At 44.6% G+C, this 13646-nt stretch carries 10 protein-coding genes; 5 read left to right on the top strand and 5 right to left on the bottom strand.

Annotated elements, in window-relative coordinates:
- Nucleotides 1-97: 97 nt before the first annotated feature.
- Both pyk and PN470_RS00095 read right to left on the bottom strand, forming a co-directional pair.
- On the bottom strand, nt 98-1873 hold the full coding sequence (pyk, locus tag PN470_RS00100) for a pyruvate kinase (RefSeq protein ID WP_272103283.1): 1776 nt from the start codon (nt 1871-1873) through the stop codon (nt 98-100).
- Between the two features lie 151 nt (nt 1874-2024).
- Nucleotides 2025-3716 (bottom strand): iron uptake porin, encoded by a 1692-nt coding sequence (locus PN470_RS00095; protein ID WP_272103281.1) that lies wholly within the window; start codon nt 3714-3716, stop codon nt 2025-2027.
- Between the two features lie 760 nt (nt 3717-4476).
- Between PN470_RS00095 and PN470_RS00090 the strand changes: the two genes are divergently transcribed.
- From PN470_RS00090 to PN470_RS00080, 3 genes are read left to right on the top strand one after another with little or no spacing between them, the layout of a single operon-like run.
- On the top strand, nt 4477-5292 hold the full coding sequence (locus PN470_RS00090; RefSeq protein WP_271935418.1) for a Ycf66 family protein: 816 nt from the start codon (nt 4477-4479) through the stop codon (nt 5290-5292).
- Nucleotides 5293-5304: 12 nt separating this feature from the next.
- Nucleotides 5305-5841 carry a TolB family protein gene (locus tag PN470_RS00085; protein WP_002732502.1) on the top strand — a complete coding sequence of 179 codons (537 nt, stop codon included), beginning with the start codon at nt 5305-5307 and terminating at the stop codon, nt 5839-5841.
- Complete coding sequence (locus tag PN470_RS00080; protein WP_002731904.1) at nt 5838-6356, top strand: TolB family protein; 519 nt, start codon at nt 5838-5840, stop codon at nt 6354-6356. Before PN470_RS00085 ends, PN470_RS00080 begins: the two co-directional genes overlap by 4 nt.
- 166 nt (nt 6357-6522) lie before the next feature.
- Here PN470_RS00080 and PN470_RS00075 read toward each other — a convergent pair whose 3' ends face one another.
- A complete protein-coding gene (locus PN470_RS00075) occupies nt 6523-7620 on the bottom strand; it encodes a patatin-like phospholipase family protein (protein ID WP_271935415.1) in 1098 nt (365 codons plus the stop codon).
- A 456-nt stretch (nt 7621-8076) separates the two neighbouring features.
- Complete coding sequence (locus PN470_RS00070) at nt 8077-9366, bottom strand: glucose-1-phosphate adenylyltransferase (RefSeq protein ID WP_272103279.1); 1290 nt, start codon at nt 9364-9366, stop codon at nt 8077-8079.
- 206 nt (nt 9367-9572) lie between these two features.
- Between PN470_RS00070 and PN470_RS00065 the strand changes: the two genes are divergently transcribed.
- Nucleotides 9573-10937: a hypothetical protein gene (locus PN470_RS00065; protein WP_016514813.1), complete on the top strand. Its 1365-nt coding sequence runs from the start codon at nt 9573-9575 to the stop codon at nt 10935-10937.
- Between the two features lie 196 nt (nt 10938-11133).
- Here PN470_RS00065 and PN470_RS00060 read toward each other — a convergent pair whose 3' ends face one another.
- Complete coding sequence (locus PN470_RS00060) at nt 11134-12636, bottom strand: ABC transporter permease subunit (RefSeq protein ID WP_016514812.1); 1503 nt, start codon at nt 12634-12636, stop codon at nt 11134-11136.
- Nucleotides 12637-12834: 198 nt separating this feature from the next.
- Between PN470_RS00060 and PN470_RS00055 the strand changes: the two genes are divergently transcribed.
- Nucleotides 12835-13590, top strand: a complete 756-nt coding sequence (locus PN470_RS00055) for an amino acid ABC transporter ATP-binding protein (protein WP_002741419.1) — start codon at nt 12835-12837, stop codon at nt 13588-13590.
- Nucleotides 13591-13646 lie beyond the last annotated feature (56 nt).

The raw sequence follows: 13646 nt of genomic DNA, 5'->3' as shown, positions 1-13646 counted from the left end.
GTGGGGTGTGGGGTGTGGGGGGATGGGGAGAATAAATAAAACCTGTCTCCTGTCTCGCGTCTCCTGACTCCTGACTCGGAGAATACTGATGACTGACTCAGTTTTTCATAGTTGCCGCACCCTTGCCAATACCAGAATAAATTAAACCCCGTTGAGCATCGAGACTAATGATCACCCCTTCGCGGATAATTTTCGTGGCATCTTTAACCCCGACAATCACAGGAATACCCAATTTTAAACCGATAGTAGCGGCGTGATTATTCATCGCGGTATCTTCGGTGATAATTCCGCCAGCTTTCCGCATCATATCCACATATTCGGCGCTGGTGGTGGGAACGACTAAAATCTCCCCACTACTAAAACTACCCACTTCTCGGGCATTATGGGCCACTCGCGCCCGGCCACTGGCCACACCCTGGCCGATACCCGTACCCTTGCCCAAAAGGGATTTTACCACTTCCACCTTAATTAAATCCGTGGAACCGGCCACCCCTTGCAGAGTTCCCGCCGTCATCACCACTAAATCACCATCCGCGAGGAGGTTATTTTCCTGGGCAAGATTCATCGCCACTTGAAAAGTTTGGCTAGTGGAGGGTAAATCGAGCAATAACATCGGTTTTACCCCCCAAACTAACTGTAACTGCTGTGCCACTTCCCGATGGGGGGTAACGGCTAAAATCGGGGTTTTGGGGCGAAATCGGGAGACATTACGGGCAGTAGAGCCGGTTTTTGTCAGGGTAATAATTGCCGCTGCCCCCAATTGTTCGGCAATTTGACTAACTGCCGAGGAAATAGCGTTAGGAATCGATTGTTTATTGTTAGAGCGAGCGGCACTATTGATCTGTTCCCGTTCGATCCTTTCGGCAATGCGGGCCATGGTTGCCACTGCTTCGATGGGATAATGACCCACAGCCGTTTCATTGGAAAGCATGACCGCATCAGTGCCATCTAAAATCGCATTAGCCACGTCAGAAACCTCGGCGCGGGTGGGACGAGGATTACTGGCCATACTGTCAAGCATTTGAGTGGCGGTAATAATCGGGATGCCTAGCTGATTAGCAGTATTAATCAGGCGTTTTTGCAGGATTGGCACGTCTTCGGCTGGTAATTCTACTCCTAAATCTCCCCTAGCCACCATCACACCATCACAGAGGGATAAAATTGCCTCCATTTCCTCGATCGCTTCGTGTTTTTCAATTTTAGCGATCACGGGGATAGATTTCCCCGCACTGGCGATTAATTCTTTAATTTCGAGGATATCTTGGGGATTACGCACAAAACTAAGGGCGATCCAATCCACATCCCACAGCAGTCCGAACATTAAATCCTTTTTGTCTTTATCGGTTAAAGCTTTCACCGACAGATAGACGTTGGGAAAATTTACCCCTTTATTACTGGATAAGACACCCCCAACCACCACGCGACAGGACAGGTCGCCTTTCAGGCGATCCACTGATTCCACCCGCATTTCGACTTTACCATCATCGAGGAGAATTCTCGAACCTTCTGGCACTTCTTGGGCCAGCGAGGGATAGCTAATGGAACTTATGTCCTGATTACATTCCACATCCCTAGAAGTAAGGATAAAGGGTTCCCCCGGTTTCAGGGTAATCGACCCACAGGCAAATTTACCTAAACGAATTTTTGGTCCCTGTAGATCCTGAAGGATGCCAATCGGTTGATTGAGTTCAAAGGCTAACTGACGGATCAAGTTAATGCTGTGACGATGGTAATCGTGATCGCCATGGGAAAAGTTTAATCTAAATGTCGTCGCCCCCGCCTTGATCATCTGACGTAATGTTTCCTTATTTTGCGAGGCCGGGCCAATTGTGGCCACAATTTTAGTGCGACGGGGGAAAGACAGAGAGTGCATAGATAAGCAACTAAATAGGCGAAGTAAATATAGCAGCGTTTGGGACGCTCCGATCATCTTCTCATAAATGGCTATATCCAGTGAAAAGTTAAAAGTAAAAAAACGGTGAGATCTACAAATCCCACCGTTTTTTCAAGTCCGTCAACTCAGCTTAGAAACGGAAAGTTGTCCGGATGACACCGACCAAAATGGAGTTACCTTCGTTGTTAGCGTTGAAGACCGCATAGGCACCGGGGGTAATCAGGATGTTTTTGGTGACTGGGAACTTATACTGGGCTTCTACCATGTAAGCGGTGCTGCTTTCTTTATCGGAACGGGGTACTTGACCACCACCTAAAGAGAAGGCCGCACCTTCGGCAAAGAGGTCGAGGACGGAAAGATTCAGGTTCCAAGACCAGATACCAGTGTTATCGTCTCCGATCGCATTATTAACACCAGTGGCCGAGGCATTAGCATAACCCCCCCATGCCGCTAGATTTAAGACTCCAGGGATAACCTGGGCGCTCGCTTGAAGACCGAAACGGTCAGCAGTAGTGCCAACGTTGCCGAAGGGACGCTCCGTCAGAGGGCTGCTGACGTTACCGAATAAACCAGAACTCATACTAGCCGCAGTTTGATAACTGCGAACATAGACGAAGTTAATATCGGCAAATTTGATGAAGGAGAAACCAACCTGAGCACCCGCACTGTAGGAACCGTTAAATAAACCGCTACCGGGGTTAGGATTGCTGGCTCCATCAGTCCCACCACTAGCTAGGTAGGTTCCTGTGACTTGGAAAACATCCCCGACATTAAATCTGACCGCCGCACCAACACCATCGGGACCGCGGAAGACGATGTTATTGTAGCGTTGACCGCGAGATAAAGCACCTGTACCGCTATCGGCGAGGAAGGGGTTAGTAGTGATGAAAACGTCATCTAGGTTTAACTCGTTAGCACCAACCCAAATGGTGATTTTACCGAAGGGAGTATCGATGGGAGCGCGGTAGAACAAGTCATCGATGGTGACATCGTTGTCCCGGCCATTATCGTATGCTAGACGGGTCATGTTGGTTCTCGTCGGACCACTTTGGTTAAAAGTGTTGTTAAAGTTACCCGCTTGTAAACGGGTTCTTAACAAATCTTTACCAGTGAAGCTGGTTTCAAAGTTGAGACGAACCCGGTTATTAAATACTGTTTGGGTCTGATCTTGATTGGTACCTCTAGTCACCGTACCGTTGGTATTTCTAAGGAGGGCCTGACCACCGAAGCTATCGGCGACACTGAAGATTACCTCACCTCTGAGTTTGGTGGTGGTAGAAAATTGATTATTTTCCAAGAAAGAAACGCGCTGTTCCAGGTTATCTACTCTGGCCCCTAAAGCCGCTAGTTCGCTTTCAAATTCTTGAACAAGACGTTTTAATTTATCGATGTCTTCTCTGAGTACACCCACACCATCTTGAATTAAACGTTCCATGACGTTTAAACAAGCGTTTAAACCGGCGGCAAATTCCCAACGAGTGGTAGCGCGATCACCACGGAAGGTACGGTCAGGATAACCAACGATACAACCGTAACGTTCCACAAGGCTTCTTAAGGCTTCGTAGGCCCAAGCGGTGGGAGATACGTCCCGCAGTTGGTTAACGCTAGTCACCTGGGACATGGAACCTTGATAGACACTCGTATTAATCTGCTGACTATTTTGGGCACTCTGAATACGATCGAGTTGCTGCTGCGCAGCCGGATCAATTTTCAGTTGAGGTGTCCCCGACATAGTTTGAGCCACTGCACTGCCAGCAGCTGCCACGGAAGCACCTAATACTAAAGGAGTTACCTTTGCTATATTCTTGAATAGTTTTGACATGGGTCAATCCTCACACCTTATTCTATGGATTGAATGGACTATGAATACAAACAGACTATATGTTCAGCCTGAATTATGATCATATTCTATGCTAATTCCCCCTTGGCTGGGTTAAGTTAATTCTATGATATGACAGAAAAATTTCTGTCTGAATCTTATTAAGATTAGGACTTAGGTACTTGACAAATTAACCATGATGTGCATCAAGGAAAATCCCTCCTTTCAGACTTGCGGCGATTAACTTCCCAAGGATAGCGATCGCTCAAAAGTGATCAAGAAATCAGGTTAAAATGCCCGAAACCCGCATATCACATTTAGTCAATCCTGTCAATGGGTAACTTCTAAAGATTTTGTTAAAATCTCAGCCTTTTCAGTTATCAGTGATCAGTTATCAGTGATCAGATGTGAGTTTTCAGTTCACGAGGGACGAATCCAAGACCTAATTAGTTAAGCTAAAAGCTTTGATGTGCTTAGTTTCTAACCTTCTTTTTGGGTAGAAGAATTGTCAGATTCTGTCTTTTGCCTCTTGCCTGTTGCCTCTTGCCTTCAGTAGCTGATTACTGTTGACTGATCACTGATAAAATCTCCGCACTCCCCTAACAATAGTTGTGTGAACGAGGGTGGTCAATATATTGCTAGACTTTGGGGTTAGAATATAGCTCGATGCCTAGAGTTAAAAACAGCAGGATTGCTTCTGAAAGCTGAGGGCTAGAGATAAAGACTCGATTCTTAAATTTAAGCACCGAGAAGGGAGATAAAGATGGTCAATTTTGGGCTGAATTCGGCCAGTATCTTAGGAATTTTTCTGGCAGTGGCCGGAGCCGGGTTATACTTCCTGCGCTCGGTGCGGCCGGAACTTTCCCGCGATCATGATATATTTTTTGCCGCCGTTGGTTTACTGTGCGGTTTAATTCTACTTTTTCAAGGGTGGCGACTGGATCCAATTTTGCAATTCGGACAATTTCTGCTGACCGGGGCAGCGGTGTTTTTTGCCTTCGAGACGGTAAAATTAAGGGGTTTAACCACAGAACAGGCCCGCCGCGGCACGTCTTTTGTGGATGAACGTCCTGTGAGTCGGGAATATCGGGCCGAATTGGAACCCCTCGACACCTACGAACCAGAGGAACGTTACGAAGATAATCCCCGTTTACGCGGTTACGATGATCCCCGCTCTTCCCGCACTTCTAGTTATCAGGACGAGGAACCCCGCAGCACCCGCACCCGTCGGCCGGCCGATACCGGCAGTCGCAAAACCGCTAATCGTCGTCCCCGCAATAGTTCCCCCACTAGCGATCGAGATGTTTATGATCAGCGCCGTAGCGGTGATGATTGGGAAGAAACCAGTTCTCGTCCCCGTCGTCGTCCCGCTAGTGAAGAGACGAGCAGTAAACCGCCCCGCACTAGCCAAAAACGTCGTCCTCGCCCAATAATTGAGGATGATCCGCCATTTAAAGGGGAATACGTCGATTATCAACCGATCGATCCTAGCGATACCGGCGATCGAGAAGATTGGCAGAGACCGGATAATAGTGAACGGGAGTCGAGTAATGATCATCCGACTAGGTTTGATTATTAAGGAGTAGGTCCGATGACCAAAGCTCCCTTTTTCCTGTTTATCTGCTTGTTTTTAGGGGTTATAGGCGGTTGTAATCTCAATAACCCCGGTTTATCTACAGGAACCCTCAATAGTCGCTATAATGACGAAAAACCTGCCCTGAGTGGTGATGGTCGTTGGCTGGCTTTGCTGTCTAATCGTCGCGGTAGTAATCAGATACTGCTGTATGATTTGCAGACAAAACAATACCAGACCCTAGGGGGATTATATACGGGTCAAGAAATTACCGATAGCCCTAGTTTAAGCCAAACGGGGCGTTATCTGGCTTATGTGGTGATTATTGAAGGTCGTCCCGTCATCGCTTTATATGATCGCATTACCGATCGTTCTGAGTTATTGAGTCAAAATTATCGCGGTTGGTTGCGAAATCCCCGTCTTAGTCCCGATGGTCGTTATCTTGTCTTTGAGTCCGCTCGTCGGGGACAATGGGATGTGGAGGTTCTCGATCGCGGTCCGAATATCGAGTTAGATATTGCCGATGGCAGTCCCGTTGAAAGTCCCAAACCGTGAAACGTTATTTTTTTATTAGTCTTGTTGCTGTAATTAGTTTGTTAACTGGATGTGCGGGTTATCCCAGTTTATTGTCTTTTCCTTTCGATCGAGGGGGGAGAAGTTTAAATAGTGCTGCTAGTGAATTAACTCCCTATCTTGCCTCTCGCTATCTCGTTTTTGCTTCCGATCGCAATGGTTCCCAAGCTATCTATCTTTTTGATGCCATCGATCGTCGTTTATTGTCTTTACCCGGACTAAATTCTCTCGATCAGATCGCTTCTAGTCCTTCCATTAGTGAAGATGGTCGTTATATCGTTTTTACTGCTAGTCGTCAGGGAAAAACGGCTATTTATCTGTATGATCGACAAACTCAACAGAGAAGGGAAATTGCTCCCGATCTCCTCGCGGAAGTACGCAATCCGATCATCAGTGCCGATGGTTCTAAAGTGGCTTTTGAAGCGGCAAAAAATGGGCAATGGGATATTATGATTTACGATCTATCTGGACGGGTATTAGTCAATGAAAATCAGTGATCATTAGACCTCTTGTAAAAATCAAAAATTGTTGTTAGGGTTAGGAGTCAGTAGCCAGTAGTCAGTAGTCAGGAGAATTAAGAATGAATAATAATCAATTAAATAGTCTATTGACAGATTTCATGCTATTTAATCCTTATTTTTGTCGTTTTTGAAACCTCAAAAATTATCCTAAACCCATAGCTTTTAGTCGATGTTCTAGAAACTGTTTTCCCTGTTTTTCGCCGTCAGCGATCAGACGCTGGATATTGGCAGGAGAGCGATCAAGTTTACTTTCATAGTTGAGACTATTGGCTAATTCCGCAGACATTTCGATCATCGGGATATGGTAATCTTGATCGGGATCTTCTGGGAAAGATTTAGGAATTTTAAATGGTTCTGTTAATCCGATCTCGCGCAAGTATTCCTCTTTAAATGCTCCTTTAAGAAATAATTGATTGATCAACTCAATCTGATCGAGACCTTGAAATAGGGAAACATTGCCTTCTAATTCATTACGGCGATCAGCAATATCATCGGATTGCACGGGGATCTTGTCTCTAGAGGTGGGATTAATTTTAATTACCCAAATTTCATCGGGAATATTTTCGATTCCAACAAATTCACGGCGAATTAAAGAACGGATGGGGGGATTATCGGAAAATAGTCCATCCCAGTAGGCCATAGTTTCAATGGTGACAGCAGGAAAAATGTTAGGAACACAAGCAGAAGCTAGGATATGTTCAATTTTAACTGCTTCCTGGCGCGAGTTAAATTTACTTAATTTTCCTGTGAGGATATTACAGGCCCCCATTAATAAAATTGGTGGTTCTGGTTTAGCTCCCCAAGTGGCTAATTCCGAAAAGTCAATATGCGCTCTTAGTAACTGATCAAAGTTGGTAAAGCGACTGCGTAAACCGTAGGTAGCTATAGAAAATAAGGTTTTAGTAATCGGAGAGGAAGGACTGAGATTATACTGGGGAATTAATCCTTTGCTGGCCAATTCTAGAGCTTTAATAGCTGAGTCATTAAATAGTTGTTCTTGGGGAGTTCGAGCGCTATTATCTTCCCAAAAATCAATCATTCTTTTCCAAACGACGCTATCACCTTTTTTGAGAGCATACCAGGTGAAAAAGGCACAGATAGCACCGCCAGAAGTACCACTGAGACTGACAATATTAAAGTAATCTTGCACTTTATTGTCAAATAATGCTTTCAAGGCGCCAGCAGTAAAAGCAGTTTGACTGCCGCCTCCCTGACAAGCGATCGCGATTTTGGCTTTCATAAATATCCTTTGAATGGCTTCTATCTAAGCCCTAGGGCTTTAATTTAAGGTTAATTGATAAACTTAAAATCGGATGCAAAAATATAGAAATTTTTCTGATTTTCAGAAGAGCTGCTCGGGAGATTTTGCTATCACTTCTAGGAAAGGATAAGTAGGTAGGTATTAAAAACTTTCAGATGCCCCCCTTATTAAGGGGGGATTAAAGGGGGGACTAAGGGGGGATCGGCACCCCCCTTATCAAGGGGGGCAGGGGGGATCGAACCTAAAATCCATTTTTAATTTAATTATAACCAGCTACTTATGGTTTCAAGGGAATTGTCTAGGTAATTAGCTGAAGCCATCAGCCTGCGGCTATATCCAAGCGATAATAACTAGAAAAATGGCTAATTAATCGGATAAATAAAAGCTGATAACTGATAACTGATAACTGATAACTGATAACTGATAACTGATAGATTAAATTACCGTGCCGTCGGGAATAGTGGCATTTTTGAAAATAACCACGATGCCGCTGCGAACATAGAAACCTAAATCTTCGCGATTAGCTTCTTCCACACGATCTTTGTTAACAATTAAAACATTGGAACCAATCCGAGCATTTTTGTCCACAATTGCCCGACGAATAGTGGAACCGGGACCGATACCCACGGGAACTTTGGCATTTCCGATCAGACTTTCCCGTTCGGGGAAAGACTCATAAAAGTCGGCTCCCATCAGCATTGTATCCTCGATCGTGCAGTCTTTGCCCACTCGACTACGAATACCTAAAATCGAGTGATGGATGCGAGATTCTTTGAGAATACAACCTTCAGAAATCATCGATTCTGTCACCGTACAATTGAGCATTTTTGTCGGTGGCAGATAGCGAGAACGGGTATAGATGGGGGCTTTTTCGTCGTAGAAACTAAAGGCGGGATTGGGTTGTTGAGTCAGGGCGAGATTAGACTCATAAAAGGCTTCAATCGTCCCGATATCTTCCCAGTAACCCTTAAATAAATAAGCCTGAAGATTGTAGTCTTTAGCCGCCGAGGGAATAATTTCCTTGCCGAAATCGGTCTGTTCTTTATTGGCATCGAGCAGATCGATTAAAACATTCTTTTTAAAGACATAAATTCCCATGGAAGCGATGTAGGGACTTTGACGAGCTTGGTCGGGACTTAAGCCTAAAATCGTCGTATCTACCCGCATTCTTTCCAATTCTGGCCCTTTGGGTTTCTCATAAAAATCAACAATTCGCCCCGAATCATTGATTTTCATCACCCCAAAAGCGGAGGCGCGACGTTCATCGATGGGAACCACCGATAAAGTGATATCGGCGTTGGTTTCCCGATGGCGTTCGATGAACTTGCTGTAGTCCATGCGATAGAGATGATCTCCCGAGAGAATTAGATATTCATCGATATCCCAATCCTTCATCGTCCAGATATATTGTCGTACTGCGTCGGCCGTGCCTTGGAACCATTGAGGATTCTCCATGGTTTGTTGAGCGGCCAAAACTTCCACGAAACCATCACTAAAACCCGTAAAATTGTAGGTACGATTGAGGTGACGATTGAGGGAAGCGGAATTAAATTGCGTCAACACATAGATTTTGTCAATCTGGGAGTTAATACAATTGCTGACGGGAATATCGATTAAGCGATATTTTCCTGCTAGGGGGACGGCAGGTTTTGCCCGCAGTTTCGTTAACGGATAAAGGCGAGTTCCGGCCCCGCCACCCAAAATAATAGCTAATACTTTTTTCACGCGCGTAACCCTCGCGATTGGCTGTTTCCTTCTCAAAGTAAGTGTAGGATGATAGCGCACCTTATTGATAGAGGGGAAACAAAAATCTAGATCCAAAAGTCATCAAGAGGGAATTGATCGGAGTCTTTGGGGATAAATTGGCTAAAATTATGAATTTCTGGGCTAAATCATTAATATTCACCTTTTTTCTCCCTTTACCGTACCTAATGCCCGCCACGGTGACGGGCGATCGCTGTTCTTGGTTAGCCCAAGGTTCCGATGTACAGACTTTCGGTAAACAAGGTCAAAGCGGGAAAGCTGGCAAGGTCGGCAGCCAAGGCAAAAATAGTGACAGTTTAACCCTTTTTCTCGATGGTTCTCCCCTAAAACTCGATATTTCGGGACAAAAAGGGGTTGATGGTGAAAATGGCGGCAATGGCAGCGATGGCAACTGTAGCGGTCAACCTAGCAACGTCACCAGAAATCTTCAGGCGGCCGGTGGTGGTAACGGTGGCAATGGGGGTAATGGTGGTGATGGGGGCAATGGCGGCGCTTTAACCCTCTATGCCACTAATTTAGATTTTTTAAGACAAGTAACGGTCAATGCTGCCGGAGGCGCTGGGGGTTTTGGGGGTCAAGGAGGTCAAGGGGGCAAGGGTTGTCGCTGTTCCCAACCTTTCTGGACAATTCAAACCTGTAGCGGTAGGCCAGGGGATGCCAATTATAGCTGTACCACCAGAGAATTTAGCTGTCAGGATGGTCTGGATGGGGCGACGGGTAATAGTGGTCGTAACGGTCGCGAGGGACGTTTAGGACAGTTAACTTTAATTCAAATTGATCGCCCTTTAACTGCCGATCAACCGAGCGCAACTGTTCCCCTTTCGGAGTTAAAAGAACGGGGTTATATTCTATCTAAAAATAGTTGGGAAACTCGTACTGGGGCAATGTCTTTATTTTCTCCCGGTTCCCTGATCGATGATCAATATCGGATTTTATTAGATCGATCGGAACGTTCTTTTATTTTAATTTGGAATGCCCCCCAAGAGTTTAACCGGTTTGCTAATCAGCGTTTTACTTTAACCCTTGATGCTCAAAAGGAAATGAAGGTAACTGTCCCCAGTGAATTGTGGATCGAGGGAACCACTCAAAAACGCAATAATGTTACGGAATTTGTCGTTTATAATGCTGTTTTTGAACGAGATGTCACCCAATTAGAAGCAAAAGGTATTACAGGAAATGGTACTGATTTAAGGCTTTTTCTCGAAGATAAAGCTTCCCAATCGAATTTAATTGGCACTAAATTTAAACTGCGTTATCGCGTCACTCGTTGGCAAGCAGACGACCTGCAAACCAGTCCCAGAACTGATTTTGTCACTCGCTATGAAGGAGATATGCCTGCTAATTTAATCCGACAGGAGGGCAATCAATTTATTCTGGATATCGGTCAATTACCCTTACCTGTGGAATCCTTGCGATCGGGTACGGGGGTAGAAATCGAGTTACTTGCTACTCGTTCTTTTGCCGGTTATTCCAAAGAACAAAAAATCGTCATCCGCGACACGATTAAAGGGGCAAATATGCCACGGAGATAAGTCAAAAAAGTTCCCTTCTCCTTTCTCCGGTGCAATGTTAAGTAGGTAGGCGTTAAAAATTATCAACTTACCTCGTCTATATTTCACATTTATTCAGCAAACCCTATCTAACTACCTCTTGCCTCTTGCCTATCCTAACCAAGAAATTAATTTTGCCCTATTACTTATCAGTTCCCATCTGTTGCGTCTAAGCTTTCTATTCCTGTTTAGATTTATGTAGGGGATCCATATAAATCTCTAAGCGCTTAAATACCACAGAGGAAAGGGTAGTTAAAACCAAATAAACTACAGCAACAGCGATATAAATCTCGAAAGCTTTATAGGTAGTGGCCACCATTAATTGACCTTGCCGGAATAATTCTTCAAAACCGATTACTGCCGCTAAACTGGTATCTTTAATTAGGGTGATAAATTCATTCCCCAAGGGCGGCAACATCCGGCGAAAAGCTTGGGGAAAAATCACCTCGTGCATGGTTTGCACTGGGGACATCCCTAAACTAGAACAAGCTTCCCATTGACCATTATCGATCGATTGAATACCGCCGCGCATAATTTCAGCTAAATAGGCCGCTACATTTAAACTTAGGGCAAATAGGGCCGCCGGTAAACGATCTAAGTCGATATTTAAGCCAATTTCTCGGAACAACCCGGGCAAACCAAAATAGATCAAGAATAATTGCACCAGCATCGGTGTTCCCCGAAAGAAATCCACATAGATGCGGCAAATTATTTTTAACCATTTGTAGGGAGAAATCAGGGCAATAGCCACTAAAGTTCCACCGATTAACCCGAAAAGAAAAGACAGAACCGTTAACAGAATTGTCCAGGGAACCCCTTTCACAATCAGGTTATAGAATAATTCTCCCCAGTTAAACCTCGATTCCTGTAAATTCTTTAAAGCTGGGGCAAATAAGGGTAATTCTGGCGGTTTTTCTCCAAACCATTGCCTAAAAATAACATCGTACTGACCACTTTCTATAACTCGACCGAGAGCATCATTAATTAACTGGAGATAGGGGGAATTTTTGGGTAAAGCAATGCCGTAGAATTCTTCCGTTAATAATTCTCCGACCACCTTTACTCCCCTTAAACCCGCTTGTTTAATTGCATACAAAGTCACGGGTTTATCGTTAACTACCGCCTCAACTCGACCATTAATTAATTCCTGCAAAGCTAAAGCGGCCGAGTCAAATTGACTAACTGTTGCCCCCGGTATTTTTGTCGCTTCTAAGGCTCCTGTTGTGCCAATTTGGACGGCAATTCTTTTGCCTTTTAAGTCTTCAAAATTTTTAATCGTCTTATTATCTTCCCGAACAGCGATCGCTAAACCAGCCCTAAAATAAGGTCGAGAAAAAGAAATCGCTTGAGCGCGTTCGGCGGTGATGGTCATGCCACTAATAGCGGCTTCCACTGTTCTCGCTTGTAGAGCCGGAATAATGCCATCAAAGGGTAAATTTCTAAAGTCAATGTTGAGATCGGCTTCCTTGCCAATCGCCCGCATTAAATCGATATCAAACCCGGTTAATTGTCCCCCTTGTTGAAATTCAAAGGGTGGAAAAGTCGCTTCTGTGGCGACTCGAAAAGGATTAGGAGGAGTCTGAGAAAAAGCGGGAATAACAGTTAATCCGATCGCCAAAACTAATCCTAACAAGGCAAAGATGACTCTCTGTACCGCCCGCCCTCGCCAAAATTTAATCATTTTTTAATTGTTTCTCCTTGATTTTTTTACTCAATTAAGTTATGGATTTTGTCCTACTCCTCACCTAAGACAGATGTAGAGAGACTATTTGAGTATTATGATTATTCCTCTTGATAAAATGTCGTCAAGGATACAATTTAGCAGAAACTAATCTGGATACTTTTATACAGAATCTAAAATTTTTTACGAGAGGACATCATGACCACTACCACCCCTGTGATTGTTAGTGAAGGTTTACGCAAAAGTTACGGCTCTTTAGAGGTACTTAAAGGAGTTACAGGCACTCTTTATCAAGGGGATGTGGTATCGGTAATCGGTCCCTCTGGCTGCGGCAAAAGTACCTTTTTACGCTGTCTCAATCGTTTGGAAACAATTAACGGCGGCCGCTTGGAGGTGATGGGAATTGACATCTCTTCCCCGAAGTTAAATCAATCCGTCCTCCGCAACTTACGCAGCCGGGTAAGTATGGTGTTTCAACACTTTAATCTTTTTCCCCATCTCACCGTTTTACAAAACTTGATGTTGGCCCCCAAGCAAGTGTTACACCACTCGGAAAATGAGGCTAAGGATACGGCAATTCATTATCTGGAAAAGGTGGGATTAGCACCAAAAGCCGATGTTTATCCCGACCAATTATCGGGAGGCCAAAAACAACGGGTGGCGATCGCTCGCAGTCTCTGCATGAAACCAGAGGTGATTTTATTTGATGAACCCACTTCGGCCCTGGATCCGGAATTAGTCGGGGAAGTGTTAAACGTCATGCGTCAATTGGCCGATGACGGTATGACTATGGTAGTCGTCACCCACGAAATGCAGTTCGCTAAGGAAGTCTCTAACAAGGTTTTGTTCTTTAATCAAGGTGTCATCGAAGAAGCAGGCGATCCCGACACCTTTTTTAATAATCCCCACAGCGAGCGCTTACAAGCCTTTTTAAGTCGCATCAATAGTAATTAGGGTTGGCTGAATTCAAAAGGCAAAAGGCAAAAGGCAAAAGGCAAAAGGCAAAAGGC

Source organism: Microcystis sp. CS-574, assembly GCF_028329095.1.
Classification (GTDB): Bacteria; Cyanobacteriota; Cyanobacteriia; order Cyanobacteriales; family Microcystaceae; genus Microcystis; species Microcystis ichthyoblabe_A.
The sequence above is the reverse complement of the archived record's forward strand: the minus strand, read 5'-3'. Positions and strand labels throughout refer to the sequence as shown.

What these genes read in the sequence shown, in the direction of transcription:
- PN470_RS00085 (WP_002732502.1), top strand. Translation starts at nt 5,305, where the DNA reads ATGACCAAAGCTCCCTTTTTCCTGTTTATCTGCTTGTTTTTAGGGGTT.
- PN470_RS00075 (WP_271935415.1), bottom strand. Translation starts at nt 7,620, where the DNA reads ATGAAAGCCAAAATCGCGATCGCTTGTCAGGGAGGCGGCAGTCAAACT.
- PN470_RS00055 (WP_002741419.1), top strand. Translation starts at nt 12,835, where the DNA reads ATGACCACTACCACCCCTGTGATTGTTAGTGAAGGTTTACGCAAAAGT.
- PN470_RS00065 (WP_016514813.1), top strand. Translation starts at nt 9,573, where the DNA reads ATGCCCGCCACGGTGACGGGCGATCGCTGTTCTTGGTTAGCCCAAGGT.
- PN470_RS00095 (WP_272103281.1), bottom strand. Translation starts at nt 3,716, where the DNA reads ATGTCAAAACTATTCAAGAATATAGCAAAGGTAACTCCTTTAGTATTA.
- pyk (WP_272103283.1), bottom strand. Translation starts at nt 1,873, where the DNA reads ATGCACTCTCTGTCTTTCCCCCGTCGCACTAAAATTGTGGCCACAATT.
- PN470_RS00090 (WP_271935418.1), top strand. Translation starts at nt 4,477, where the DNA reads ATGGTCAATTTTGGGCTGAATTCGGCCAGTATCTTAGGAATTTTTCTG.
- PN470_RS00060 (WP_016514812.1), bottom strand. Translation starts at nt 12,636, where the DNA reads ATGATTAAATTTTGGCGAGGGCGGGCGGTACAGAGAGTCATCTTTGCC.